At 59.0% G+C, this 26,718-nt stretch carries 25 protein-coding genes, 2 tRNA genes and 3 pseudogenes; 10 read left to right on the forward strand and 20 right to left on the reverse strand.

Annotation, left to right across the window (positions count from 1 at the left end; all coding sequences use genetic code 11):
- Positions 1-112 precede the first annotated feature (112 nt).
- The 7 genes and pseudogenes from ACSQ3L_RS27985 to ACSQ3L_RS28015 all read left to right on the forward strand — a co-directional run.
- Positions 113-208: transfer RNA gene (locus ACSQ3L_RS27985), tRNA-Sec, on the forward strand.
- 16 nt (positions 209-224) lie between these two features.
- Entirely contained in the window at positions 225-683 is a 459-nt protein-coding gene (locus ACSQ3L_RS27990) for a hypothetical protein (RefSeq protein ID WP_436162845.1), read from the forward strand.
- A 146-nt stretch (positions 684-829) separates the two neighbouring features.
- The gene (locus tag ACSQ3L_RS27995; protein ID WP_436162846.1) at positions 830-1,177 is read left to right on the forward strand and encodes a nucleotidyl transferase AbiEii/AbiGii toxin family protein; all 348 of its coding nucleotides are present in this window, start codon (positions 830-832) and stop codon (positions 1,175-1,177) included.
- Between the two features lie 936 nt (positions 1,178-2,113).
- The gene (locus ACSQ3L_RS28000) at positions 2,114-2,521 is read left to right on the forward strand and encodes a hypothetical protein (RefSeq protein ID WP_436162847.1); all 408 of its coding nucleotides are present in this window, start codon (positions 2,114-2,116) and stop codon (positions 2,519-2,521) included.
- Positions 2,522-3,005: 484 nt separating this feature from the next.
- Positions 3,006-3,079, forward strand: a tRNA-Arg gene (locus tag ACSQ3L_RS28005).
- A gap of 80 nt (positions 3,080-3,159) precedes the next feature.
- Positions 3,160-3,339: a hypothetical protein gene (locus ACSQ3L_RS28010; protein ID WP_436162848.1), complete on the forward strand. Its 180-nt coding sequence runs from the start codon at positions 3,160-3,162 to the stop codon at positions 3,337-3,339.
- A 17-nt stretch (positions 3,340-3,356) separates the two neighbouring features.
- Positions 3,357-3,470: pseudogene (locus ACSQ3L_RS28015) on the forward strand (cold-shock protein); the annotation flags it as partial.
- A gap of 102 nt (positions 3,471-3,572) precedes the next feature.
- Here ACSQ3L_RS28015 and ACSQ3L_RS28020 read toward each other — a convergent pair.
- The 8 genes and pseudogenes from ACSQ3L_RS28020 to ACSQ3L_RS28055 all read right to left on the reverse strand — a co-directional run bounded on the left by ACSQ3L_RS28020 (position 3,573) and on the right by ACSQ3L_RS28055 (position 10,717).
- Complete coding sequence (locus ACSQ3L_RS28020; RefSeq protein WP_436162849.1) at positions 3,573-3,959, reverse strand: hypothetical protein; 387 nt, start codon at positions 3,957-3,959, stop codon at positions 3,573-3,575.
- Between the two features lie 321 nt (positions 3,960-4,280).
- Positions 4,281-5,201, reverse strand: coding sequence for a complex I NDUFA9 subunit family protein (locus ACSQ3L_RS28025; RefSeq protein ID WP_436162850.1), 921 nt, complete (start codon positions 5,199-5,201; stop codon positions 4,281-4,283).
- A 66-nt stretch (positions 5,202-5,267) separates the two neighbouring features.
- Positions 5,268-5,594, reverse strand: a complete 327-nt coding sequence (locus ACSQ3L_RS28030) for an antibiotic biosynthesis monooxygenase family protein (RefSeq protein WP_436162851.1) — start codon at positions 5,592-5,594, stop codon at positions 5,268-5,270.
- Between the two features lie 36 nt (positions 5,595-5,630).
- Positions 5,631-5,995 (reverse strand): annotated as a pseudogene (locus ACSQ3L_RS28035) (4a-hydroxytetrahydrobiopterin dehydratase).
- Between the two features lie 169 nt (positions 5,996-6,164).
- Positions 6,165-7,808 carry a chaperonin GroEL gene (gene groL, locus ACSQ3L_RS28040; protein ID WP_436162852.1) on the reverse strand — a complete coding sequence of 548 codons (1,644 nt, stop codon included), beginning with the start codon at positions 7,806-7,808 and terminating at the stop codon, positions 6,165-6,167.
- A 50-nt stretch (positions 7,809-7,858) separates the two neighbouring features.
- Complete coding sequence (groES, locus tag ACSQ3L_RS28045) at positions 7,859-8,173, reverse strand: co-chaperone GroES (protein WP_258589076.1); 315 nt, start codon at positions 8,171-8,173, stop codon at positions 7,859-7,861.
- Positions 8,174-8,513: 340 nt separating this feature from the next.
- Positions 8,514-8,951: a hypothetical protein gene (locus ACSQ3L_RS28050; RefSeq protein ID WP_136621987.1), complete on the reverse strand. Its 438-nt coding sequence runs from the start codon at positions 8,949-8,951 to the stop codon at positions 8,514-8,516.
- 1,091 nt (positions 8,952-10,042) lie between these two features.
- Positions 10,043-10,717: a protein-L-isoaspartate(D-aspartate) O-methyltransferase gene (locus ACSQ3L_RS28055; RefSeq protein ID WP_436162853.1), complete on the reverse strand. Its 675-nt coding sequence runs from the start codon at positions 10,715-10,717 to the stop codon at positions 10,043-10,045.
- A 314-nt stretch (positions 10,718-11,031) separates the two neighbouring features.
- Between ACSQ3L_RS28055 and ACSQ3L_RS28060 the strand changes: the two genes are divergently transcribed.
- Together ACSQ3L_RS28060 and ACSQ3L_RS28065 are read left to right on the forward strand one after the other, a co-directional pair.
- A complete protein-coding gene (locus ACSQ3L_RS28060; RefSeq protein ID WP_436163573.1) occupies positions 11,032-11,523 on the forward strand; it encodes a hypothetical protein in 492 nt (163 codons plus the stop codon).
- Between the two features lie 7 nt (positions 11,524-11,530).
- Positions 11,531-11,733, forward strand: a pseudogene (locus ACSQ3L_RS28065) (FAD-binding protein); the annotation flags it as partial.
- 40 nt (positions 11,734-11,773) lie between these two features.
- Here the strand turns inward: ACSQ3L_RS28065 and ACSQ3L_RS28070 are convergent.
- The 12 genes from ACSQ3L_RS28070 to ACSQ3L_RS28125 all read right to left on the reverse strand — a co-directional run bounded on the left by ACSQ3L_RS28070 (position 11,774) and on the right by ACSQ3L_RS28125 (position 25,024).
- Positions 11,774-11,878, reverse strand: coding sequence for a helix-turn-helix domain-containing protein (locus tag ACSQ3L_RS28070; protein WP_436163549.1), 105 nt, complete (start codon positions 11,876-11,878; stop codon positions 11,774-11,776).
- A gap of 859 nt (positions 11,879-12,737) precedes the next feature.
- Complete coding sequence (gene hutH, locus ACSQ3L_RS28075; RefSeq protein ID WP_436162854.1) at positions 12,738-14,273, reverse strand: histidine ammonia-lyase; 1,536 nt, start codon at positions 14,271-14,273, stop codon at positions 12,738-12,740.
- Positions 14,274-14,374: 101 nt separating this feature from the next.
- Positions 14,375-16,069, reverse strand: coding sequence for a hydantoinase B/oxoprolinase family protein (locus ACSQ3L_RS28080; protein ID WP_436162855.1), 1,695 nt, complete (start codon positions 16,067-16,069; stop codon positions 14,375-14,377).
- Entirely contained in the window at positions 16,062-18,155 is a 2,094-nt protein-coding gene (locus ACSQ3L_RS28085) for a hydantoinase/oxoprolinase family protein (protein WP_436162856.1), read from the reverse strand. Before ACSQ3L_RS28085 ends, ACSQ3L_RS28080 begins: the two co-directional genes overlap by 8 nt.
- A gap of 54 nt (positions 18,156-18,209) precedes the next feature.
- Positions 18,210-19,058 carry a transporter substrate-binding domain-containing protein gene (locus tag ACSQ3L_RS28090; protein ID WP_436162857.1) on the reverse strand — a complete coding sequence of 283 codons (849 nt, stop codon included), beginning with the start codon at positions 19,056-19,058 and terminating at the stop codon, positions 18,210-18,212.
- Positions 19,059-19,104: 46 nt separating this feature from the next.
- Complete coding sequence (locus ACSQ3L_RS28095) at positions 19,105-19,863, reverse strand: ABC transporter ATP-binding protein (protein WP_436162858.1); 759 nt, start codon at positions 19,861-19,863, stop codon at positions 19,105-19,107.
- A 1-nt stretch (position 19,864) separates the two neighbouring features.
- Positions 19,865-20,590, reverse strand: coding sequence for an ABC transporter permease (locus tag ACSQ3L_RS28100; RefSeq protein WP_436162859.1), 726 nt, complete (start codon positions 20,588-20,590; stop codon positions 19,865-19,867).
- Complete coding sequence (locus ACSQ3L_RS28105; protein ID WP_436163550.1) at positions 20,590-21,309, reverse strand: ABC transporter permease; 720 nt, start codon at positions 21,307-21,309, stop codon at positions 20,590-20,592. Before ACSQ3L_RS28105 ends, ACSQ3L_RS28100 begins: the two co-directional genes overlap by 1 nt.
- Positions 21,310-21,560: 251 nt before the next feature.
- Positions 21,561-22,430, reverse strand: a complete 870-nt coding sequence (locus tag ACSQ3L_RS28110; RefSeq protein ID WP_436162860.1) for a MurR/RpiR family transcriptional regulator — start codon at positions 22,428-22,430, stop codon at positions 21,561-21,563.
- Positions 22,431-22,609: 179 nt separating this feature from the next.
- Complete coding sequence (locus ACSQ3L_RS28115) at positions 22,610-23,155, reverse strand: hypothetical protein (protein WP_436162861.1); 546 nt, start codon at positions 23,153-23,155, stop codon at positions 22,610-22,612.
- On the reverse strand, positions 23,155-23,577 hold the full coding sequence (locus ACSQ3L_RS28120; protein WP_436162862.1) for a hypothetical protein: 423 nt from the start codon (positions 23,575-23,577) through the stop codon (positions 23,155-23,157). Before ACSQ3L_RS28120 ends, ACSQ3L_RS28115 begins: the two co-directional genes overlap by 1 nt.
- Positions 23,578-24,058: 481 nt before the next feature.
- Positions 24,059-25,024: a LysR family transcriptional regulator gene (locus ACSQ3L_RS28125; protein ID WP_436162863.1), complete on the reverse strand. Its 966-nt coding sequence runs from the start codon at positions 25,022-25,024 to the stop codon at positions 24,059-24,061.
- Between the two features lie 94 nt (positions 25,025-25,118).
- Between ACSQ3L_RS28125 and ACSQ3L_RS28130 the strand changes: the two genes are divergently transcribed.
- On the forward strand, positions 25,119-26,549 hold the full coding sequence (locus tag ACSQ3L_RS28130; RefSeq protein WP_436163551.1) for an amidase: 1,431 nt from the start codon (positions 25,119-25,121) through the stop codon (positions 26,547-26,549).
- The last annotated feature ends 169 nt before the right edge of the window (positions 26,550-26,718 follow it).

The raw sequence follows: 26,718 nt of genomic DNA on the forward strand, positions 1-26,718 counted from the left end.
GGACCGGCACGGTGTCACCTTGCGGCGCGGCGATCTGCGACGCGTCAACAGCCATCGGCTGGATCTGTTTCGCAACCCGGACGATAATGAGTCGCAGACCATAAAGGCTTCTGGAGGAGCAGCGTCCCCGGTGGGGCGTCCGGACTTCAAATCCGGGAGGGGCCGCGAGACGGTCCTTGGTGGGTTCGACTCCCACTCTCTTCCGCCATCCTGTTGAAGACGCAATGATGATGGTGATGGCCCCTTTCCTGCATGAACTGAAAGCTGCTGCCGAGGCTGCCAAGGCTGCCGAGGGAAACTTCCGGCGGGATACCGCCGTGCGGATTGCAACGCTTGAGCAGGAACGCGCATTCGCTTTCAGGCGCCTCAACCTCATGCAGGCGATCGCCGAGTCCATCGCTTCGGCGGAAAGCGAGGAGGTCGCCGTGGCGAGCGCTTTCGCTGTCCTGAGTCTGCGCCTCGGCTGGGCTTCGGACAGCGAGGTGTATACGGAAGTGACCGCGCATTTCGCGCCGGTTGCGCTGGCGGTATTCCGCGCTTCCACATCGAGAGAGGACGGACCTGCAACGAACCTTCACGACGCCCTCGCCGATTTCGAGAATTGGTACGCCGAAACGCGAGGATCGCCGTTCTGGACCCTATTCGAGCACCAGATGCCGGACACGCCTGTCGTCGATTTTTGAAACACGCGGTCCCCAGCGCATTGCCAAATCGCGGCAAGACATGACGCGAAAATCGGTCGTTGTCGTGGCCGAGACACAGCCGACTTTTTCAACGATGTCCGCCAGGAGCAATCCTTCGGTCAGCCTTTCCATGTGGGCTGGCGCGGATGGACGTCGTCCTTGAAGGTGTCGAAGCCCTATCGGCGCGGCCGCAGGCAAGATGGCGTGCTTCCCGTCGTTCCTGGTCTGCACCGGCCTCCTCCTCCGAGGCGGAACTCCTTCGTTCAGGTCACGTCCGTCAAAGCGACGGTGCGCTGCGCGGCTGCGTCTTTGCGCCGGAAACGAGGCACGTTTCCGCGGCGGTCGAAGATCGGTTCGGTTTCGCAGAAATCCAGGTCGTCTCGTTCGCAGATTTATACTCGGGCAAGATCATGGCGGCCCTCGACCGGCAACATCCGCGCGACCTTTTCGACATAAGAGACTTGCTGGCCAATGAAGGCATCGCTGACGAGTGAGACAGGGTCTTATCGTCTATCTCATCAGCCACGGTCGCCCCCGCGGGGACACCGCCGTATTGAACCAGTTACTTGAATGAGCAAGTAGCGCCGATAGTCTTCGGCGTGACTCTCGCTGGTATCCCTTTTGGCTGCTGCCCTACCGGCCACAATGTACCCCTTTCGAAGTAGGTGCCGGCCCTCGACTCGCACGCGAGTCATAGCCAATACTCCGTGCCCGTAGCTTAAGCAGAGCGGGGGCTCGCACACATGCATGCCGATATCATCTCGGGAATAGCTGTTACTTCGATTGTCGTCGGCCTCGCCGGTCAATCCGTCCTACTTTGGATCGCACGGCGCGGCCTCAGTTGGACGCCGGCGGCAGATATCGCGACCATCCGAAGCGGCATTGCAGCGCCGAAGGCGTTGGCCTAACGGCCACGCCGTCGCTCCCGGCCAAGCGGTAGAGGTTTTGACGAGCTCGGCCTCGACGCGCGCTGCGCCGCGATCCAGTCCCCGCCGATAGTGCCGTCTCAGCGATTTGCGCTGCAGAATTGCGGCGCGAGCCAGCAATTCGATGATCCGGCGCGCTGTCTCGTCCGGCCCGGCCCGCGCGGGCTCGGCAAGTTTACAGCCCCGCCCTGAACCTGATGGTGAAATCCGAGAGCGCGCCCGCATGATGGCGCTGTCCCAGGCTGAAGCTGCCGAAGCCTTGGGACTGTCGAAAGGCAGCATCTGAGCGCGGCACCCGTCGCGAAGCCCGGTCGAAATCCCAAGAACCGTGGCCCTGGCATGGTCGGCGCTGTTCCACCGACGCGCGAATGGCCGGAGAACTCAGGCAATAAATGCCACGGTGAATGCGGCCAATCACTCATACCCGCGAAAACTGGTGCCTGCGCGCGTGGGGGAACCCTCAACGCATATGCACCGTTAAGACGATTGCCAGGGAGAATCGCCATGAATAGCGCGGACCCGACCCACCGAATTCAGCCTGAAGTGCTCGCCGCAATTAGCGCCTTCCTCAACCAGGTCCAAAGAGACCCGAAACCAATTGCTCTCTCGGAGGCCCTAGCAGCAATAAGACAGATCTTTCCTGAACTGGAAATCTCCGACGGCGATCTTGCCGACGCCATCGCGAGTGAAGCTCTATCGGCTGGCGTCGGAATTGAGTTCGACGTGCTTAAGACGCGAAAGGTGCTCGAACGGAGGGCAATCGAGCGATGGGAGAATGAAGGCGGCGCTAGCGGAAGAAAGAAGAACTCAGATCGGGCTCAAAGCGACGCGGTGCAGCGAGCTAAAACCGATGACACCAATGGCACGAGGCGACGGGCAAACGAATCTAAGGAGCGGTATCGGTTGATCTAGCCAGGTCACTTCCTTAAGCCGCCTCTTTTCTTCCGCCGGCGTTCGTTGCGCTTGATAGCCAAGGGCAGTCGCCGATTAAAAACTCGATCAACGCAAAAGCGCTGATTGTACGGGAGTGCCGCGTATGGTTTCTTTGAAGGGTATTGGGAGGACATGGAATGGCAAAGCGTTCGGCTCCATGCCCGATTTGCAAGAAGGCGGCGAAACAATCACAGCTGACTGCCGGTGTCTGGAGTTCGCCTGCTCTGACTGCGGGTACTTCCAGATGTCCTGAACAATCAACAAGTAGCCTCGAAAACAGCCGGTTTCCACGAGGCGGCAATCACTTGAGCGGCGAGAATAAGGGTGAGATACGGTTCGCTGCCGAGCGTCACTACCTACGACCTGCCATAGCGACCGGATGATCAGAACGGCGCCATCGCCTCCGCCCTCTCTCGGGTTGTTCACGTCGGCCCACCGGAACGCTCGATTCCCAACCCGCCATGCGCTCGTAGCTCAACTGGATAGAGCACCGGACTTCGAATCCGTGGGTTGCAGGTTCGAACCCTGCCGAGCGCGTCAATTTGATTTCCTTTGGTTCCCCGACGGACTATTGAAATGGGGCATTCCGTGGTTTGCTGCCCATCTAGGAGGCGAGCATGATCATTCCCAGCGACGACCAAGAAGCCCAGAGCATCATAACCGAGATCAAGGCAATCCTTGCCGAACTATCCGCGATCGACGTTCGGACTGACCTCGCCCAGTGGATGGCGTTGGAGCAACGGCACCATGAGCTTGTTGGGAAGCTTTATGAGCGGCGCATCGATCGTCCGTCCTAGTGTGTCGCTCTACTTAGGCGAAGAATCGCGCCGGCCTGCGGGGTCTCGACGAGGGCCAGAAGGTCAGCTACGAGCTGGTGCAGGACAAACGGTCAGGTAAATCATCGGCCGATGAGCTTCGGACCCTCTGATAGGAGGTCTGACACAACTGACAGGCCTCTGCACCCGGTGCGCCAATTGCCAGCGGCGCAAGAACGAGTAACTCCGCCCTGCATTGCGTCAGATGCGAAATCCTATGCGAACAAGCCTGCCGCTCGATCGTAATAATGATCGAGGGCGCAGCGTCTGACGGCAATCCGGGCGGCTTTAAGCAATTCCTCGCGACCTGAGGTGCCAGCCTCGCAGGCTGCAATCACTGCGCGGGCGATCATTTCAGCGTCCTCTTTGTCAAGCTCCGCTTCGCCGGACCGCAACGCTTCACGAACCACACCTCTCAAGAGATCCAGTTCATTGGCTGAAAAGACGCCCATATGGGGCGCGAATGTGCACTCCACCGCCATCTGAATTCCTCCCGCCGTCACGATATCAAACACGCGAGAGATTACAACTAAAGTATTAGATGGAGCGTTTCGGACGTCATTCGGCACCCGAATTCCGCCCGCAATATTGCTATCGGGCATTTGCCCGAAGCGCCGCGAAATGCTTTTCTCACGTGAGCAAACAGAAGTGGGGCCATGTCATTGCCGAAGCGTCCGCCGACAACGATCGACGTCGAGGAGAAGGACGGTCGCTGGTATATTAAAGTGAACGTCGACGGCCGCGATAGGCCCTTGGCCCCTTCAAATCACGTGAAGATGCACGGGTGATAGCGAAAGAGCAGCGCGATCGGTTGAGAGACGAAGGCAAATATTAGCGCTTGAGGCCGACAGGCATGGCCAGAAGGAAGTCGGTCTTGAAGCGCCCCCCTTGGCGGGAGCGCACTAGCCAAAGAAGCTCTTTAATCAGTGATCCCACAGTATCTCCTGGAGCATTTCCTCGACCGAGTACGGCGAAATTCCAAGTTCTCCAAATCCCGGCATCTGCGGCGATGACGCGTTGTCGACCTGCATCAGTTCCACTTGATTCCGAGTGACGGGCGGGCTCGGGAGCATTTCGGCGAACCAAGCCAGCGCGTGCCAAGCGGCAAATGGGATTGGAATCAGTTTGGGCTTAAGACCGGCTTGGTGCGCAACGGCTCTGAGAAATTCCTTGTAAGAGTAGACGCGAGGACCGCCGCACTCATACGTGATCGCATGCGTTTCCGTCCCCTGCAGCACTCGTGCGGTCGCCTCTGCCACATCGCCCACATAGGCCGGCTGCAATCTCGTCAGGCCGCGACCGAACATCGGATAGATTGGAAGCCGGCGGAGAAGTTTGAGGATAATGGTGAGAAACGCGTCATCCGGTCCGAACATCACCGCCGGGCGGATGATAGTGGCGTCAGCAAACGCCGCACGCACCACCAGTTCGCCTTCGCCACGCTTGCGGATGTAGAGCGACTGCGAGCCAACATCGGAGCCGATTCCTGAAATGTGAGCGAGCCGTTCGACGCCAGCTCGGTGTGCTTGAACTGCAACCCGCCGGGCCGACTCGACATGCACGGAATGAAAGGTCTCCTGTCCCTGTTCGACATAAAGACTGACCGCGTTTACAACCCCGTAAGCACCGGCAAGTGCATCGGCGATCGCCCGCTCATCGTGGATATTGGCTTCGACCGATTGAAGTTGCGGATCATCAGAACCAAACAGCTTCCTGGCCCGTTCCGGATGTCTTGATGCAATCCTAACGATAAACTCACCAGTGCGTAGATGCCGAACAACGCGGCGGCCGAGAAACCCGGTTCCACCGAACACGGTGACGACGCGATGGTTCATGGCAGCCATGGCTTAGACTTTGTCAGCTCATGTCGGCCGTCTCGACCCGGCGGTTCAGGTCATGTGGCGGCACGCCTACTGACCACTATCTATCACTTGGGCTACTTCGTACAGATTGGGATCGATCTCGTCCGTCAACTGATCGAAATGACCCCACTCCTTGCGGAATTCCGGCGACCGATGAGCCGATCGCAGCAGATCGCGATTCTGCCATTGGACGTAGTTGACGATGCGCCGCCCGTCGAGGCTGCGATGCAGGCTGATTGAGATGAAGCCAGGCTGGCGCGCCATAAAGCGCGCTCGCTCGGTCATGACGGACAATGCCTCGGCCTGCTTGTCCGGTTCAGAATCGACGATGGTGATTTGGGTGACGCGCTGATTGTCGGTTCGGATGTGTGGCATAAACGACCTCGCTAGATTGGCGATGGATTTGCCGTGTCACTGCTGGCGGTCGACGGGCCGGCCCGAGCGATCGAGCACCCGATCGATCTTGCTCGCCATGATGAAATCGTTCTCGTGCAGTCCATTGATCTTCTTGGTGCTCAGGGAAACCGTCACATAACCCCAGCCGAAGCTGATGCGGGGTGATGGCCTTCGGTTTCGGCGAGCTCACCGATCTCCTGAACAAGGGTGAGCGCGTCCCGGAAATTGCGGCATCGAAAGCTCAGTTGGATGCGGTGGGCATCATCACCCAGCTCCCAATCTGGAGCCTGTGCCTGGAAGCGTTGGGCTTCATCACGCGTGAGCGGCGGGACGCCGCCGCGACAAGGCGTACATGTTTTCTCGGCAAGAGTGTCGGTCATGTTCCTGTCTCCAAGACTATTTTTAGCAGCAAAAACGACAGCGACGAGCGCCTATCGATCGATCTCCCCGAACACGATGTCGAGCGAACCGATGATCGCCGAGATATCGGCTCGCATGTCCCCGCGTCGCTGGCCTTCCGTCGTCCTGGCTATAGTTTTCAGGCGCCGCTCAGTAGTCCATTCCGCCCATTCCGCCCATACCTCCTGCGCCACCCATAGCGGGCGCATCCTTCTGCGGAATGTCCGCGATCATTGCTTCGGCGGTGATCAGGAGCGCGGCAATCGAGCCGGCATCCTGCAGGGCCGTGCGAACGACCTTGGCGGGGTCGACGATACCGGCCTTGATCATGTCGACGTAGAGTTCGGTCTGAGCATCGAAACCTTGATTGTGATCCTTGCTGTCCATGAGTTTCCCAACGACCATCGAGCCTTCGACGCCGGAATTCTCGGCGATCTGGCGGATCGGCGCCTCGAGCGCCCTCAGCACGATCGAAATGCCGGCCGTCACATCGGCATTGGCTCCCGTCAGCCCGTTAAGCGCCGACCTGGCGCGCAGCAGCGCCACACCGCCTCCGGGAACGATGCCTTCTTCCACCGCCGCACGCGTGGCGTTCAGCGCGTCGTCGATGCGGTCCTTCTTTTCCTTGACTTCCGTCTCGGTCGCGCCGCCGACGCGAATGACGGCAACGCCGCCAACCAGCTTCGCCAGCCGCTCCTGGAGTTTCTCCTTGTCGTAATCCGAGGTCGTTTCCTCGATCTGCAACTTGATCTGCTGGACACGCGCCTGGATGGTGGCTTTTTCACCAGCGCCGTCGATGATCGTGGTGGTGTCCTTTTCGATCAGCACGCGCTTGGCGCGGCCGAGCATGTCGATGGTGACGTTCTCCAGCTTGATGCCGAGATCCTCGGAAATCATCTGGCCGGCGGCGAGCACGGCGATGTCTTCCAGCATGGCCTTGCGACGGTCGCCGAATCCCGGCGCCTTGACGGCCGCGACCTTCAGGCCGCCGCGCAGCTTGTTGACCACAAGGGTCGCCAGCGCTTCGCCTTCGACGTCCTCGGAGATGATCAGCAGCGGCTTGCCGCTTTGCACCACCGCTTCGAGGATCGGCAGCATCGCCTGCAGATTTCCGAGTTTCTTCTCGTGAATGAGGATGTAGGGGTCCTCCAGCTCCGCGCGCATCTTGTCGGCATTGGTGACGAAATAGGGAGAAAGATAGCCACGGTCGAATTGCATGCCCTCGACGACATCGAGTTCGGTCTCGGCGGTCTTGGCCTCCTCGACGGTGATCACGCCCTCATTGCCGACCTTGTTCATCGCCTTGGCGATCATTGCGCCGACCGACGCGTCGCCATTGGCGGCGATCGTGCCAACCTGGGCGATCTCGTCCGAAGATTTGACTTTCCTGGCCCGGGCTTGAATGTCCTTCACCACGGCAGCCACGGCAAGATCGATGCCGCGCTTGAGGTCCATCGGGTTCATGCCGGCGGCAACCAGCTTGGCGCCTTCGCGCAGGATCGAGGCGGCCAGCACCGTGGCGGTGGTGGTGCCGTCACCGGCGAGGTCGTTGGTCTTGGAAGCCACTTCGCGCACCATCTGCGCGCCCATGTTCTCGAACTTGTCGGCAAGCTCGATTTCCTTTGCGACGGCGACCCCGTCCTTGGTGATGCGCGGCGCGCCATAGGCCTTGTCGATGATGACATTGCGGCCCTTGGGGCCGAGCGTCACCTTCACGGCATTGTTGAGGATCTCGACACCGCGCAGCATCCGGTCGCGGGCATCGGTAGCGAATTTGATTTCCTTGGCAGACATGATTTTACGTCCAATTCAGTCTAGAAATTAGGAGAGCGCAAATCGCCCGGTCAGGCGGCTTTCTTGGCTGCTTTGGTCTTCTCGACGATGCCCATAATGTCGCTCTCCTTCATGATCAGGAGATCCTCGCCGTCGATCTTGACCTCGGTTCCGGACCATTTGCCGAACAGGATGAGATCGCCGGCCTTGACGTCGAGCGGGATCAGCTTGCCGCTCTCATCACGCGAGCCAGGGCCGACGGCGATCACTTCGCCTTCCTGAGGCTTTTCCTTGGCGGTGTCGGGAATGATGATTCCGCCCTTGGATTTGTTGTCGCCTTCAGCGCGCCGAATGACGACGCGGTCGTGGAGTGGTCGGAATTTCATTGGGGGTTCTTTCTGCCGCCGCACATAGAGCGACTGCAACACTTAACATAGCCCCTTTGGCACTCGAATGATAGGAGCGCCAAATTTTCCAGGCTTGCCTGGCGACGCGTCGGCGCGTTCATTCACCTGCCGGCAATCGCCCTGCAGAGTTCGGCGCAACAGATGGTGCAGCTCAGCCCAGCAGACCTCGACGCCGCTCTCGAAAAGGACCTTGGATAATCATGACCGCACCATCCCTCATGCAACGCAGCCTTCCCGCGTGGGGAGCGCTTGCCTGCGCTGCGGCGGCGGCTTTCCTTGCGAGCCGCTTCAAAAATGATGCTGCGAAACGGCACCGGCTTTATCCGACGAACGCCTCACGCATCCGAGCGAACATGCCGGGCTGTCTCCCGGCAATCGCCGCACGGATGTGACGGGCGGCCGTTGCGGCGTTCACCGTCGCGCCGAAATGGCAATAGCAGATGATCTCATGCAATTGCCTGTCGGTCAGCTCGAAGAACCGCTTCGCTTCGCCGTAGTTGTCGTTTTCCAACCCGGCGGCGCGGAGGACAGGATCCTCGAAAGCGATCGAAATCGGCGTGTCGTGGCCGCGCATGATCGCGCGCGCATTAGCCGGCTGGTACTCAGTCTGAGGCAGCGTCGAGAGGCGCCGGTCAGGGTTCCGTTCGAGGAGCTCCGCCCAGCGTTCAAGACGTTCGCTGCGCGACATGGTCTGGCGCGGGTAGGCCTGATCGATCTCGGCGACGATCTGCAGTTGCTCGATCGTTTGGTGCTTCATGTTGGCCTCCTATTCGGACGATAGTTGGTCCACCCATATCCTTCTTATGCCTGCAGCCAGCGTGACTCCAACGGATCGTGAAGTCCAATCACGATGATGCCTGGAGGGCTTCGTTCACGCAGATGTGGAGGCTTCGCAAAGATCCGGCCATTAATTTGGCGAAACGCGGTCAACATGCGCGGCTGTCCGACGATGTCGGTCTGGCGTCGTGCCGATCGAGGTGACCGACGGGCAGAGTCTGTGCTGGAGTAGCCCGGCTCCATTGCGGGCCGGGCAGCGGGATCAAGGGAGTGGCAGTTTAGCTTCGAAACCGCCGAAGGCCGGGCTGATACGAGTTCTCCGCTCGGTCGTTGGGCCTTGTGAATCCAGTGTACGACTTCCGGCACGACCTGGCGCCTGGCTACTCCGTAGGATCGCAGTTTCTGTGTCGAAACCACTATCGAAGTTACCCGGCCCGATGGCGGAGTGTTGCGGATTGCGCGCGATCCAAGGACCGGTCCGTTCCAACAACTTGAGCGGAAGCCATCTCAAAAACGGTGCAGGCTGTGCGTCGTCAGGATGGTGGCCGAACCAGCGAAACAGCCAATCAGGTGTCCCTTCCTTCGACCTTTAGAGACTGAGCAGTCAGCTGCCGCCAAGCGAGAATGACGATCGCTCTCACTGCTGCGGTGCTGGTATCGGTGTGCCGCCAAACCAACCAGCCGCATACGCAATCACAACCAATACCACGATCACGGCTACCATGCCGTACCAGAGGCGCGCCTGTCCTTGAGATCCATCGTTACCTCCTGCCCGCTACGTGTTGCTACAGGGCGAATTCCTTGAGCCTTTGGCCGTCATTTCCCAGATGAGCGACCCATTTGCCCTCTGGTAGGCACACAGTAGGCTGGATAAGGGTCTTCGAGAAGCGCGCGTACGACCGCGCCGTCGTGATCGGCCAGCGGTTGCGACCGGCGGCTGCAGGCGCGCTCGACGAGTAGCGTTGCGGCATGGATGTCAAAAGATCGGCGATGCCATCCAGCGCCCGTGTGATCGATGCGGCCCGCGTTATCCTGATCTTCCAGCACGGCTCCGCGCAGCCGCACCCCTCGTTAGACCGTTTCGAGCCGACTGAACCGAACTGGGATGAGTTTCCGAGTCTTGAGTTGCCCTGCCGCGTCCTTGTCGATGATAGTCAGCAACTGGACTTTTTCAGATCCCACAGGCAGAACCATGCGCCCCCCTTGCTTGAGCTGCTCAAGCAAAGCCGGGGGCGTCGGCTCAGCCGCCACCGTGACCAGGATCTTGTCGAATGGGGCGTGCTCAGGCCAGCCGCGAGACCCGTCTCCGACACGAATGCCGACATTGGAGAAGCCGAGGCCCTCCAGGAGAGCCTCTGCATGGCTTGCGAATTCCTCGATGATTTCGACGCTCCAAACCTGCGAGGCGAGTTCCGCGAGGATTGCGGTTTGGTAGCCCAGGCCGGTGCCGATCTCGAGCACTGCCTCGTGCGGTTGGGGAGCAAGGAGATCGGCCATGAGAGCGACGATGAAGGGCTGCGAGACGGTTTTATCGAAGCCGATCGGCAGCGGCATGTCCTCGTAGGCATAATGCGCAAACGGGGCTGGCACGAAGCGATGCCGCGGCACCCGCAGCATCGCTGCCATCACCCGCTCATCAAGCGTCGCCTTGCCGAGTTCTTCGCTTGCAAGGTCGGCATGGATTGCAATCACCTCGACCATGTGCCTGCGTAGAACCGCGAGGTGCTCTTCGTTTATCGGCTTCATGACGGTGGGCGTTCCTCAACCAGTCTGTTGCCAGACAGCTTTATACCCTGTTCGTCTCGTCACAGTAACCATGTCGTCGAGAACGCGGCTTCGGTTGGGGCAGGTTGTACCGCCCTGCTATTGCTCTCCCGTTCCTCGCACCGGGGGTGGAACGGCGTGCGCATCAGAAGCTCGCCAACCAGGCGACAACATCGATATAGCGGATCGCCAGCCAGTTGAGCACCAATAGGCCGAAGGCCAAAACGACGCCGAACCCTGCGCTGTCGCTCACCGGCTCCTTCCCGTGCTGATCGTGCGTGATCTGGTGATTGACGATGAACCGAACCTGGGCGAGCCAGCAGCGCTATTCGCGTTGCAGGCGAGGCGAGGGCGAACGCCGGCACAGCCGGCGCGGCGTTTCCGTTGCATTTACGCCGCCTCCGGACCGTCACTACGGCGCTGTTTGGATGCGCGTTCCGGCCTCCGCTTCCGCCGAGGCCAGCAGCAGCGGCTCTTTTCTCGAGCTTCCACGGACAACCGGAATAAAGCTAAAAATCGCGACTCGGTCCGTAGTCGCCGATTGGCGCGACATGCGAGACCAAGCCGGTCTCGGGCGACCAGGCGTGGAGCGCAAAGCCCGGAGGCTCGAGGATAAATCGGATGGGCTGGCCCGGGCGAAGATCAAGCGCCAGCAGGAATTGGAGGCAAAGGCTATACGCCTTGCCGAATTTCGAGGCGGCGCCACCGCTGACGAGATGCGCCGCTGCATAGCCCGTGTCTGGAAGCTCGATCAGCCCGGAAGCACGACGGATATCGCGAAATTTTAGCCGGATCGGCAAGGTCGTCGCCCCCGATCTCTACATTGCCGTGGCATCTCCGGCGCCATCCAGTACCATGCTGGCATGAAGGGCTCCAAGGTCATCGTCGCGATCAACAAGGACGAGGACGCACCGCTCTGCCAGGTCGCCGACTACGGCCTCGTCGGTGACCTTTTCGTTGTCCTGCCGGAACTGCAAAAGGCGCTTCTTCCAGTGTGAGCAGCGAGCAGTCGTGCTTCATTCTAAAGAATATCGACAGTCAGTTCGAGACTGCCGATCTGAACTTGCTGGGCGGTTGGCCATAGGTCTGACGGAAGAGCCTCGAGAAATGCGAGGCGTTTTCGAACCCGACCTCGATGGCGATCTAGGCCGCCCGGTTGGAGGTACAATGTTCCAGGTCTGGGCCTCGTGCCATGTCAAACGCGCCTGAATGGGAGCGGCCCTCGCCCATTCCAGACCGCATTGTGCGACTTTGAGGCTACATGTTTCGCGTGGCGGCCGGCACACAGAGCGAAGAATCCCGGGGCGCGGCGCGCGAAAACTGATCACACGGGCTTTGCTTTATGGTCCGACAGAAAAGGAAGCGGCAGTCAATTCTGCCTGGAAGGGAACAAGTTTGACCACGGATATCAAGGTTGGAAAGCAGCAAAAGCTACCGCCAACAGCCCTGGTTCTGGCCTGCTATGACCAGCCGATTTGCACGCCATAGTACGCCAAAGCCCTCAGTGGGGCTGAACGGGATTTACTTCCGAAGCAGCAACGTATCTGATCAGCCAAATGGTCAGGAAGGAGCGCAGGAACGGTTGCAGACATCTGGTGCGCGCTAAAAGAGAGGGCAAGAGGGCTGCCGAACGTCGCCCTCTACTCCCACTCGATTGTTTTTAGCCCAGCTAGGTCATTGATCTAGCTGGGTTTTTTCTTGCTTGCGGCACCGAAAGCCGACGCATGGTCCGTCAAAAAGTTACGCTTTTGATTTTAAAGGGGAAATCGCCGCAAAAAATATTCTGAGGTTTCACCAACTATCGGGACCAATCGTCGATTTTTTGCACTTTAGGGCGTTCGACGACGTGCCCAAGCCGTCTCAAAAAGTACCGTCACCGCTCTAACTAGTCTAGCATTTTTAGCTGCAAAATCGATGGTCACGGTGGGCCCGGAGGGCCGTCGTCTTTGCAACAAAAACAATTAGACCACGATCCACCAGCACAATTTGACACTATCTGGTTTCATGCTGCTAAATCCGGAAGAATTCCACGCGACACTATGTCGATCAACACACCATTCCCAATGAACTCTGCAGCGGCCTCAATATCGCTAGCCATGAATCGATCGTTTTCCAAGGTAGCTATCACCCTTCGAACTGCAGCTACGACGGCTTCAAGTTCAGGACTCGTTGCGAGTGGCCTTCGGAACTCGATACCCTGAACTGCGCAGAGCGCTTCGATGCCTAGAATGCCGAAAAGGTTGTCGGTCATTGCGAGCAGCCGGCGGGCCCCATGACAGGCCATCGAGACATGGTCCTCCTGATTTGCGGATGTTGGCGTCGAATCCACGGATGCAGGATGAGACATCTGTTTGTTTTCGGACATGAGAGCCGCGGAAGTCACCTCGGCGATCATGTAACCCGAATTTAGCCCGGGCTTCGCTGCGAGAAACGCAGGCAGCCCGAACGACAGAGCCGGGTCCACCAGCAACGCAATCCGCCTCTGAGCGATGGCGCCTACTTCGCAGACCGCAAGTGCCAACTGATCCGCTGCGAATGCCACTGGCTCCGCATGAAAATTCCCTCCGGACACAACAGAATTGTCACTGAGAACGAGTGGGTTGTCAGTGACCGCGTTGGCTTCAGTCTGCAGCGTAACACTGACCTGGCGAAGAATGTCCAGACACGCACCCACGACCTGAGGCTGGCAGCGAAGGCAGTACGGGTCCTGCACCCTTTCGTCGCCTTCGAGATGGCTTTCGCGGATATTCGATCCTTCAAGAAGGTGCCGCAATGCTCTCCCGACGTCGACCTGGCCCCGATGTCCCCGCAAGGTGTGGATTTCGGGATGAAATGGAGCCGTCGACCCCATGGCAGCATCAACTGACATGGCACCAGTCACGAGTGAGGCTTGCAGGGCTCGGTGTGCTCGAAACAAGCCCGCCAACCCCAATGCCGTCGACGCCTGCGTTCCGTTGATTAGAGCTAAACCTTCCTTTGCGGACAGCACGACAGGAGAAAGCCCAACACGGTGGAGAGCAACTTTGCCCGAAACTTTTTCTCCTGCGACGAACGCTTGTCCCTCTCCCATCATTACGGCGGTCATATGAGCGAGGGGAGCCAAGTCTCCGGACGCGCCAACGGAACCCTTCTCGGGAATGACGGGGAGCACGCCTTTTTCCAACATGGACTCGATAAGGTGGATGACTTCCAATCGCACCCCCGAAGCGCCACGCCCGAGGGAAATGAGCTTAAGAGTCATAGTAAGGCGAACGATCGGTTCCGAGAGCGGTACCCCGAACCCGCAGCAGTGGGATAGAATAAGATTGCGCTGAAGCGTTGCCGTATCAGCGGCATCGATCCTGATCGAAGCGAGCTTCCCAAAGCCGGTGTTGACGCCATAGACAGCATCATTACCTGCGGCGATCTGAGCAATTCGCTGCGCACTACGTCTAATCGCAGGGTGAAAATCTGCAGCGACTGAAGCCGGAGTTCCGTTCCAGAAGACGTCAGCGAGATCGGATAGCGGGACACGCCCAGGGGCCAGCGACAGGGCCATGTGAAATTCCTCCATATTCGAATTGCGACCCTTGGCCTTCGGACGAGATGCCTCCGGGTACCGCGATTTGCGTCCCTACTCAGTATGGCTGCCCCGAGATGCTACCCCCGCAAATCCGGAGGGATCTCGCCGGCATCGAGACCATAGATTTCAATGGCGGCGGTCTTTGAGATCCGTTCCTCGCGTAGGTCGCGCAATACCAGGGCATGGTCACGCTGCTTTGGATCGCCATAACCACCACCGCCAGCCGCAACCATGCCGACCCATTGATCGGCATCGAGATGGCCGGAACGCTTATTGAGCGCAGAAGCGCCTGGCGAAAGCTCGACACGAGCGACGGTGCCCGGATGGCCACCGAGGATGCCGAAAGGCGGTATTACGCTGTTGGTGCCACCCGCGGATATCGTCGCGTTGTGATCGATGACCCTGGCCTGACGCCGGATCGTCATGCCGCCGCGAAATTTCCCAGGGCCGCCGGAATCGCAAACCAGCTCATAGCTGTCGATCATGATCGGGTGTTCGATCTCGAGCGCTTCCACCGGCAGGTTTGCGGTGTTGGTGGTGTTGACCTGAACGCCATCGAGGCCGTCCTTGCTCGCCCTCCCACCCATGCTGCCACCGTGCATTTCATTGTAGACATAGAACCGTCCGGTCCTCGGATGGGTGCCGCTGCTGGTGAGCAGCGTGCCTCCGGTCGAAGCGGCAGCGACACGCTCCGGCAGTATCGGAGCTAATGCGGCAAAGATCATGTCTACCAGTCGGCCAGCAATATCAGTTCGGCTGTAGACGGCCGCCGGTGCCGAGGCATTAAGAACGCTGTTTTGTGGCGCCGTCACGTGGATGGGGCGATAGAACCCGCCATTGACGGGAATGCCGGGGTCTATGAGTGTCTTGACCGCAAAGTAGACTGTCGCCAAAAGCGCCGTGCGAACCATGTTGATCGGCGCACGCATTTGCGGCGGCGCGTCGGGAAAATCGAAGAATATTTCGTCGCCGCGCACATCGACGGTGACTTTGAGATCAAGAATCTCGTCGACGAGATTTGTGTCGAACGGGTGTCCGAAGCTGTATGAGCCATCCGGTATCTGGGCGATACCGGCGCGCGTTCGGCGCTCGGTGGACTGAAGCGCTTCGTGCGCGGCCTCGGCTACGGTCTCAGCACCGTATTTGTCACAAAGATCCTGGTATCTCCGCACACCCAGGCGGTTCGCGGCCATCTGTGCACGCAGGTCGTTGATCCGTTCGCGAGGCACTTGGCAATTGAGGAGGATGAGATCCTGCACATCCTTCTGCAACGCCCCTGCCCGATAGAGTCTGACGGGAGGGATCCGCAGCCCCTCCTGGAAGATGTGGGCGTGGCTGCGGTCCACGAAATCGGAATGATGGGCGAGGTTGGCAACCCAGGCGACGAGTTTCTCCTTGTAGAAGACCGGCTCCATCAGCACGAAATCGTTGAGATGCGTTCCTCCACCCGTATAAGCATCGTTTCCGATGAAGACGTCGCCCGGCTGCAGGTCGGACAAGTCGCAATTCGCCAGGACATAGGATGCGATGCCAATCAGCGATCCCAGATGAATCGGAATGTGTTCGGCCAGCGCGAGCGTCTCGCCCGCCGCGTCGAAAACGACGGTCGAGCAATCCTGTCGCTCCTTGATGTTTGTTGAATAAGCCGCTCGAATGATCGCCTTGCCCATTTCTTCCGCGATGGTCGACAACGCACTGGAAATAACGGCAACGGTAATGGGATCGACTGCGACTCGATCTCGATGCTTTCGCATGGCGCTGGTTTCAGGCATCGTTGTCCTCGATGATCAGATTGAGGTAGCGGTCGACCTTTGCGGACTGCCCTGTCAGAACCAGTGTCGTGGAATCGTACTGATCGATAATGGCCGGGCCTTGAACCTTGTGGTGCGGTCCGAGGCGGTCTCGATCGTAGAGCGGGCAGTCGACAAACCCGCCCATCTCGGGAAGCCAGACGGGCCGATGGGCTTTCAATGCATCAGCGACGTTTGAGGTCGCGGTGGGCTGCGCCGCCAGTTCCACCTTCGGGACGCGTCCGGTCAATTCAAGACGGATCGTTGTCAAGTGGATCGGCTCGCCTTCGGAAACGTAGCCATAGAGCCGTTTATGGGCGGTCTCGAAATCAGACCGGAGGGCCGCGATTGCCTGGCTCCCGATCTCTCCCTCCAGCAGGCTGACGTTGATCTCGTAGCCCTGCCCGCCATATCGCAGGTCAACCGACCGGGCCACCTTCCGGTCTTCCGGAGCGATTTTCTCGATTTCGAACCAGCCTTGCGCACGCTGCTCCAATTCAGCGAGTTCATGCGCGACGTCTCTGGCGCTGTCCTCCGACAACTCTTGCAGCTTCGTGCTCGAAAGGCTGGTGCGAAGATCCGTCAGGAGCAAGCCGAGGGCGCACATAACCCCAGGATATTTGGGGATCACGATACGGCGCATTTCCAATGCGCGGGCGAGCCGTGTCGCATGGATGGGGCCGGCGCCGCCAAAGGCGAACAGCGCGTATTCCCGAGGATCGTACCCCCGCTCCACCGAGATGACGCGAATGGCTTTTGCCATATTCGCCACGACAACACTGATGATACCCTGTGCCGTAGACATTACATCCATACCGAGCTTCACGCCCAAGGCAGCGATTGCCTTCTTGGCCGCGGCCTGGTCGATCGGCAGACGACCATTGAGTAGGTGGGTCGGATTCAGAACCTGCAGGACAACATTGGCGTCGGTTACAGTCGCCTCGTCCACATTGCCTTGATTGTAGCAGATTGGCCCGGGGACAGCGGCGGCGCTGCGCGGTCCGACCTGAAGCATGCCGCCCGCATCGACATAGGCGATCGAGCCGCCACCAGCCCCCACGGCGTGAATGTCTAGCATCGGGACTTTGAGCGGATAGCCATGAACGACGGCCTCGTTTGAGGTTTGCGCCCGGCCTCGTTCGATCAGGGACACGTCCGTTGAGGTGCCGCCCATATCGAACGTGATGAGATCCTCGAAGCCACTCAGACGGCCGACTGCCGTCGCTCCGGTCACCCCGGCGGCAGGACCTGAAAGGACGGTGCGTACAGGAAAGTTCTGTGCCGTTTCCGCCGAAATGACACCCCCGTTCGACTGGGTTAAGTGTGGCTCGACCGAGACACCGATCAGGTCCAAGCGCGGCCGCAGGCCTTGCAGATACTGGCGCATGATCGGTCCGAGATAAGCATTGACGACCGTCGTCGAGAACCGTTCGTATTCGCGAAACTCGGGCGCGACTTCATGGGAAACGCTCAGGAATGCCTCTGGAAACTCTTCCTGCACGATACGCTTGATCATCTGCTCGTGACGGGAATCGACAAAGCTGAACAGGCAGCACACCGCGATTGCCTTGACGCCCTCGCTTCGAAGCTTCCTTGCCGCGACCCGGACGTCGTCCTCAGCCAATGGAACCAGGATACGGCCATCGAACAGCACGCGTTCGTTGACTTCGAGGCGTCTGTCCCGTCGTGCAAGGATCGGCGGCTTCTCGGTCTGCAGATCATAGAGAGCGTCGCGCTTCTGTCGCCGTATTTCGATGACGTCGCGAAATCCGGCTGTGGTTATCATCCCAGTTTCAGCGCCGCGACCGATGATCAGAGCGTTGGTGGCCACGGTGGTCCCGTGGCCAAGATATTCCACCGCCGGCTCTTCGTTTGTCGCCGCTCTGTAGGCCTGGAGGCCTTGCTCGATCCCGGCAGCAATTCCGACCGACGGATCCTGGGGGGTGCTGCTGACCTTCCAGATGCTGATCGACTTTTTCCGGGTGTCGTAGACGCAGACGTCGGTGAACGTTCCACCTGAGTCCACGCCTACGCGCACTGCATGCACGCCTTTGACGGTATCCAACATTGTCCTGCACCTGTTGATAGTCGAGAGAGTTTGGCGTGCGGAAAGCGTGACGCCTTATTGCGGCGTCACATCGATGCCAAAGACCGGAATCGACAGCTTCTTGATCGTGCCGTCCTGCTGGGCCTCGGTGATCGCCTTGTCGAACATCGCCTTGAGCTCAGTGTCCTGCTTGCGCATGCCGACGCCGGCTCCCTTGCCGATCACGCCACCCTGGAAACAAGGACCGACGATCTTCATGGCGTCCTTGCCCTGCTTTGCCACAGCGCCATTCAAGGCATCCTTGGATCCGACGATCACATCCACGCGCCCAGAAACGAGGTCGAGATCGCGCGCGTCTGGCGTCTTGTACTGCCGCATCAGAACCACGCCCTTCAGATAGGTTTCGACAAAGGAGACCGAGGTGCCGGCAGCAAGCGTGCCGATCGTCTTGTCTTTCAAGGCGGCCTTTAGCGGCTCCATGGCGGCGTTCACGGCCGCCCCGTCGGCGAGCGAAATGACGTGGTCATCAGCCTCGAGTTTGCTTGCGATATCGCTGTTGGTGGAGGTCGCAAATGTATAGCAGATCGATGCGTATGGCTTGGAAAAGGCTATGACCTCTTGGCGCTTCGGCGTAATGGCGACGTCGTCGATCAGAGCATCATACTTTCCAGCGTTGAGCGCCGGGATCATGCTGTCGAACGATTCCGCAGTGATCGTGCATTTGACTTTCATTCTGGTGCAGAGATCGTTGGCAAGATCGATTTCGAAGCCGGCGAGCGTACCGTCCGGCTTGGTGTAGTTCCACGGCAGGAAGCCGCCTTCGGTTGCGATGCGGACCTCGGTCCATTTCTTGTCCTCAGCCCTTGACGGGTTTGCGGCTGCAAGTGAGACGAGAGCAATTGCAATGAGTGTGTAGCGCTTCATCAGGTCTTCCCCTTTTTAGTATTGTTTGGTTGGCTTAAGGCTGCGATCACCGCCCCAGAAATTGCTGGAACCGCGGCGAACTTTTCTGCGTGAAAATGTCCTCCGGCCTGCCGTCCTCCTCGATGGCACCCCGATGCAGGAAGATGACCCTGCTCGACACGTCGCGCGCAAAACTCATCTCGTGGGTGACGACGAGCATCGTCGTGCCTTCTTCGGCAAGAGATCGCATGACGCGCAGGACACCGCCGACGAGTTCCGGGTCAAGTGCCGAGGTCGGCTCGTCGAACAGCATGAGTTTCGGGCGCATGGCCAGCGCACGCGCGATCGCCGCGCGCTGTTGCTGCCCACCCGACAAATGCGCGGGATACTGGTTTGCCTTATCGCCGATGCCCACCTTTTCCAGGAGTGCATGCGCCTCCTCGACGCTTTGCGAACGCGGGCGCTTGAGAACATGAACGGGTGCTTCAATGACGTTTTGCAGAACCGTCATGTGCGGCCACAGATTGAAGCTCTGAAAGACCATTCCTATGCGCGAGCGCAGCCGGTCGATCTGCGCGGTGTCGACGCTGCGTGATACTGCGCCGCGGGTAGAACCGAACTTGACCTCCTCGCCTGCCACCCATACCGAGCCTTCACTCGGAATTTCGAGCATATTGATGCATCTCAGCATCGTCGATTTGCCCGATCCCGATGACCCCAGGATCGAGACGACCTCGCCCTCCTTCGCCTCGACGGTAATGCCGCGCAGGACTTCAAGCTCTCCGAAGCGCTTGCGAACGTTTTCAAGTCGCACCGCTGTCGTCATGTCAAAGCTGCTCCGGTTGCGATTGTAGGTCGGGCCGGTGTGCAGCCGGTCGCAGATGCGGCGTCAGTCGATATTCGAGCACCTTAACCGCATGGGCCAGCGCCATATTGATGGCCAGATAGATCACGCCGGCCGCTACGAATACGGCGATCGGTCGATAGGTCGACGAAGCGACCGAGGCCGCAATCCCGGTGACATCCATCAAGGTCACCAGGGAGGCGAGCGATGTCGCCTTGACCATCGCCACCATCTCATTGCTGTAGGCAGGCAAAGCCTGGCGAATGGCGAGGGGCACGACGATCCGGCGCAAAAGAAGCGTTCCCGACATGCCGCAGGCGCGGGCCGCCTCGATCTCGTTTCGTCCGACCGACAGCAGGCCGCCACGAATGATTTCGGCGGCATAGCCCGAGCTGTTGAACACCAGGGCAATCGTTGCACACCAGAACGGTTCGCGCAGCACCGGCCACAGGAAACTCGAGCGAACGGCCGCGAACTGGCCGAGGCCATAATAGATCAGAAATATCAGCACCAGCGGCGGAATGCTGCGAATGACCTGAACATAAACCCAGGCTGGAGCCTGCAGGAGCCGGCTGCGCGAAAGCCGCATGCTGGCGATGACGAAACCGACGAGGGCACCGCCGATGATGGCGAGCGCTGACAATGCCAGGGTCAGCGGAACACCTTGAAGCAGGCTGAGAATCGTCTCGGCAATGAAGCGGATGTCCATCACGCCCTCACAACGCCGCGCGAATAGTATCGCTCTGCAAGATGCACCACGGCGCCGGACGACAGGGAGAGTGCGACGTAAATCAAAGCAGCCGCGATGTAGAAATCGAACGGCAATCGGGTTGAGCCTGCGGCGACCTGCGTCTGTCGCATCAGCTCGGCGACGCCGGTAGCGGAGAGGAGCGAGGATCCTTTCAGCAGTCCCAGCCAGACATTGCCTACCCCCGGAAGCGCATGGCGCATCGTCAGAGGAACGACTATCCGTCTGAAGCGCAGCGGCGTGTTCATCCCGCAGGCCTTGGCGGCTTCGATTTCGCCTGGCTTGACGGCGAGGAAGGCGCCCCGGAACACTTCCGTCATTTGCGCTCCGCCCACGACCCCGATGGCCACGACGCCGGCAGCAAAACCAGGCAATGCAATGAAGCCCTGATCGTCAAAGAATCCAGCAATGCTGGTGACGACGGAACTGCCGCCGAAATAAAGGAGGTAGATAACAAGCAGGTCGGGAATGCCGCGCAGAGCCGTCGTGTAGGCTTCCGCGACGATCCGGACAAATCGGCCGCCGGTGAGTTTGGCATGAGCGCCCAAAGCGCCGATGATAGCCGCAAGCAGCAAGCCGCAGCCTGCTGCAGCCAGGCTGACGGCGGCTCCAGCCAGAAGGATGGCGCCCCAGCCGTCGGGGCCAAAACCAAACAGGCTTATGGGATCGGCATGGGTCAATTCAGCCACCTGCCCCGACCTGACTCACGGGCGCGGAATGAGCGACCGCACACGGCCACGAGCCGGAAAATCTCACGTGATGACGTCCTGAGTGATCCATTGCCACGTCCCCGAAACCATGGTTTCATTCATACGCCATATGAATGAAACATTCAATACATTTTATCAGGGAAATTTCGAATTCACAGAACGGCCTGTCCGCACATAGTCCTCTGGATCGCTTCACGAATGGGCGCCAAAGCAGCCACTAGCTAGGAAGCAAAGACCTTCCGCTTTTTCGATGAGCGATCGACCTGTTCGAGGCGCTTTTGCGCCTGCCCATTCATGTTGTTGCACATGGAGTCCAGCAACACCGACACCAATGCCGTCGAGGCTGCGTAGGAATCAAAAACCAGCCTCGTACTGACACGAGCTTTCAGAAGCATATCGGCATGCCTGTCATGGTCGTTGTAGCTGGCATCGGAAACAAGCACGATGCGCATGCCTATCTGCCGCGCAAACTCGAGCGCATGCATCGTCTCCCTGGGGTATAGAGGCATCATGAATGCCAGCAGTGTACGGCCACCGGCCGCATAGCACTGCTCAAGCTGGTCTTCCACCATCGACCCACCACATACGATCAGGCGGACGTCGGGATGCACTTTCGAGGCAAAGAAGCCGAACTGGTGCGCAAGGCTGGCAGATGCTCGCAAACCAAGCACCGCGAGAGGCCGTGAAGCCGCAAGCGCCTTGCCGATATCATCGATCTCCGCCTCGTTGGCGAGAGATTGCGCGAGCTCAGAGAGATTGGCGAGTTCGGCAAGCGCGGCAGCCTGATATCGGCTGGACTTTGCGTCCGTCGGTTGCTCCTCGCTTGTAATGCCGGCACGCAGATACTTTCGCATCTCGAGATAGCCGTCGAAGCCAAGCGCCATGGCAAAGCGCGTCACCGACGGTTGGCTGACGCTGGCCAGCTCGGCGAGTTCCATGCTGGAAAGAAAGCCGATCTCGGCGCTGCGCTCGGCAAGACATTGCGCGATGCGTCGCTGTGCAGGCGTCAATCGCTGACCCTCGGTGCGCCGATCGAGTTCCGCCTGGATGGCTTGACGGTCGTTTACATGAACGCCCGCATTGATCGGCATCGGCTCACTGTCCTGGTTCATGCAATCCGGCTCCCTTTGCATCGCTTCCTGTATCAATATATTCAACATAGAAGGCTCCGTATATTTCATTTTCCAAGAATGCCAACTCCAGGAATGCCAAAGCCCCGGCTTTCAAGACCGAGGCTTTGGCGCGTGCTGGCTTTGTGGACCGCACTTGTTCAGGCGTTGGCCGCTACTCTGGCAAAGCTGAGAACTTCCGCCTTCTTGCGATGCGGGAACGCCACGCCGAGATTCCAGGGAAAGATGTAGTGGATCCAGCGGTGCATGCGGATCACATAAGTCATCATCGCACCCGTCAATTGGACGTACTCTTCCTTGGTGGACAACGTATCCAGCGCGTCGGAATACATCTGTCCGACCTCGTGCATATTGGTGATGCCAAGGTCGGTCATGAATTCGAAGACGTTGAAGGTGCCGGTCAGAAACTCGCGCGAAATTCGATTGAGCGTCGAGAGTTCCATATCCTCGTATTGCGAGATTTTCAGGAAGCGGTACATGACATCGGCTCCGACCAGCATCAGATACGCTTCAAGGTGCACAAGAACCGAGAACGACTGCTCGCCGCTCCCTGCGCCACTATCGATTACCCCCCAGCGGATCTTTTGAATCTCCTCCGGCTCGTTCAACCAAATCCTGTCGATTTCCTTTTCGATGAGGGCCTTGGCTTCGCGCCAGTCGCCTTCGAACTTGGCTATTGCAGACATTATGCAGCCCTCCGGACATTGATTTCGACGATGTTTCGGCGTGGCTGGGCGACGGTCTGTTCGTAGACGATTTCACCGAGCCTCTGCAGGGCCGGCAGATCGCTCTCCAGCACCTCCGCGAATTTGTTGACCTTTGCGCTTTCCGTGATGCGACCATAGGTCAGGCAGATCGTCTGGCCGGGCGCATAGAGGTAAACAGCACCTGGGTGGCGCGCGACCATGTTGCTGCGGCCGAGATGCACAATGCGGGTTGGCATCCATATGGCCTCCCCGGAGACCACAACATGACCAAGCACGCTCTGCAGCGGGATCTGGGAGAGTACCTGCTGGACCACGTCCGGATTGTCGTTTGTGAGCAGCTTCGCGCGGAACGACAAGCCCGCGCCACGGGCGTCAAATTCGAGCATTTCGGGGGATGACATTGGAACTCCTCGACGTGAATGAATGAAATTTCCCGGCAAGTGCATTTATGTATATATTCATTCACAATGTCAATGCATGAAAAATTACAAACTTGGCTAGAGGGCGATTACCGCCTTCTGTACCGCTTTCAGTGTCGGGATGACGAGCTTGCGCACCCAAGCGGGCGCCTCGACCGACAGTGCCGGTCGGCGGGTTACATCTGAAGGGATGATTATCGTCGTTCCTGCGGCGAAGGTGATGGATGTGGAAGCAGGTGGAGGAAAGGGCTGCACGCCTATTTCCCTTGGTGAACCTAGCCCGTAGTCTCGACGAAACCTACGAGACGTCATTGATAACGTCGGTTTCGATCTCTGGGCCCGGGTCCTCATCCCGAGCAAGGCAGTTCGCCGACGGGAGGATAGCTTTCCCTCGCAACAAGCCACAAACGTCGACAAGGCGGATGGAAAAGCTGGTTCTAAAGCCGATTCCCAAACCAAACATCTATTTTGGTCTTGGATACATGAGATCCTTAGCAAACTCCTCCTGGACTACGGCCATATTCGCTGGACCCACGTCCAAGATACACTGATAGAGCGTTTGAATGAAGGAGTTGACGTAGGCTGGCTTATGGGCACCGTAAGGGTCTGCTACGATCAGGGTCGGTTGCCGAAGCGGATCTGATATCGGTATTCGCGTCAGCAAGGGACTGTCGGGACTTGCTTCGGCGAGAGGTCTCATGTTGAAGATGGAGACGCCGAGACCATTGGCGACGGCCGCGCGTATGGATTCATAGGATCGCGCCCTCAGACCGATCTTGGGTCGCTCTCCTGCAAAGTCAAACAGCGTTAGCAACCAAGTTCTTGTTTCTGGTAAATCGAGCAGGATCAACGGGCGTTGAGCGATATCTCGAATCGAAACTGATTCCTGCTTCGCCAGCGGATCGTCCACCCGCATGATCGCATGCGCCGGCATCTTACAGATTGGCGTGTTCGCAGTGCCAAGTTTATCACCGACGTCATAGGCGACAACTAGATCGACTTCTCCTGTCGCGAGCCAGCGCCGAAGTTCAGGTTGCTCGCCCTCCCGCAAAATGATCTCACAATCTCCGTTCGCCTCGATGAAGCGCCGCAGCACTGGGGGAATGAGCATACCCCCAAAGGGGGAAAAGCATCCGATGCTGATCGTATGCGTACTGTGTCGTGCAACTTCGGAGACCGACCTCTCGAAATCCAAACCCGCGGAGAGGAAGCGCCGCACTGAAACTAAGAATTTCTGTCCTGCTGGGGTGAGGTCGACTCCATGGGCAGCACGGCGGACAAAAATGGCCGTCCCGACTTCCTCCTCGGCAACCTTGATGGCTGCCAGCACAGGCGAGGCCGACATGTGTAGCGAAGCGCAAGCAGCAGAGATGCTGCCCAAGCGAGCCACTTCGTGGACGTATCTGATCTGGCGGAGGGTCAGGCGCATTCTATTCCATAGAACAATTATTGCATATTTTACATTTTATAGCGTGCTCGATCTGGGCTGAGAATACCCCCCTCGCTCAGGAGGGTGTACGTTGGTGCTATTCGAGGAACAGAAGGCTGACTTGTGCAGTGCCTCGGCCGGAGAACTTGCTCGGCGTTATGCGCGGCAATTATTGTCTCCAGTCGAGGTGACGAAAGCGGCTCTCGAGCGGGCGCAAGCCACGCAGGAGGCGTTCAACGCATTTACCGTGATCGATCGGGATGGAGCGCTGTCTGCGGCAAGGGCGTCTGAGACAAGGTGGAAGATGGGCGAGCCCGCCTCGCCGATCGACGGCGTTCCGATCACAATCAAGGATGTCGCCTACTGCAGAGGGCTGGATATCCGCTTCGGCAGCAAGACGACACCGAACACCGCCTCGCTGCCGGACGCCCCCTCCGTGGAGCGCCTGCGAAATGCCGGCGCCATAATAATCGGCGTCACGACGACGCCCGAGTTCGGCTGGAAGCCTGTAACCGACAATCCAAAGGACGGCATCACACGCAATCCCTGGGATAGCGCTATGACTCCGGGTGGATCGTCCGGAGGCGCGGCTGTCGCGGCAGCGACCGGCGCCGGAGTACTCCACCTGGGAAGCGATGGCGGCGGGTCTATACGGATACCGGCTTCGTTCACCGGCGTCGTTGGATTCAAACCGAGTTTCGGGCGTGTTCCGGTGCATCCCGCCAGTTCATTCGGCACGCTGGCTCACATCGGCCCCCTGACCCGGACGGTCGACGACGCGGTCTTGATGCTGAACGCCATGGCAGGACGCGACATTCGCGACTGGACCCAAGCGCCCATGAGTTTCGGCGGCATCGACGTCAAATCGGTGAACTGGTCAGGTAAACGGGTAGCCTACTGGAAAACGCCATTCACAGGCACTGCCGACCGAGAGGTCATAGGCGCGGTCGAAAGTGTGCTGGAGGACATCTCGTTGGCCGGTGGCGCCGTCATCGAAACATTGCTTCCCGACCATGACGCCTTGTTCGAGATGTTCCTCCGCCATTGGTATGTCGCCGCTGCCACCAAACTGGCCTCAATAGATATTCAGGACCATCAGCTGATCGACCCAGGGTTCGTCAAGGCAGCGCAAATCGGCGGGCGTTACAACGCTGTTGACCTCATGCAGTCCGAAATTCGGCGGGTCAGGTTCGGCGCACAGATGGATGGCTTGCTCGAAGAATACGACTACATTTTTGCCCCGACGGTGGCCATTCCGCCATTCGAAGCTGAATTGCACGTGCCAAGGAATAGCGGGATGACTGACTGGACCGAATGGCTATCGTTCACTTTCCCAGCCAATTTGAGCCAACAGCCGGCTTGTTCGGTGCCATGCGGATTCACCGCGAGCGGATTGCCTATTGGCCTGCAGATCATTGGCCCTCGCGGTGCCGATGGAAGTGTGCTCAGCGCTGCTCTCACAATCCAGCAGATGTACCCCGACCGGTTTATCGGACTGGGTGGAAAATGGCCCGACAAGAGTTGATGCCGATGGCGGTTCGAACTGCATTAAGAACTTCTCGCAGGCGCGACTAAAAAACAACAAGAACCTTCGCCCAGCAGAGGTGAAGGCAAACGGGAACTACTGCCCCTGTATCAGATGCCAGCCAGACGACGCTGAGCCCGATGCATAATTTAACAATGGAGGGAAATAC

It is taken from the genome of Mesorhizobium sp. LjRoot246 (assembly GCF_964254115.1).
Taxonomy (GTDB): Bacteria; Pseudomonadota; Alphaproteobacteria; order Rhizobiales; family Rhizobiaceae; genus Mesorhizobium.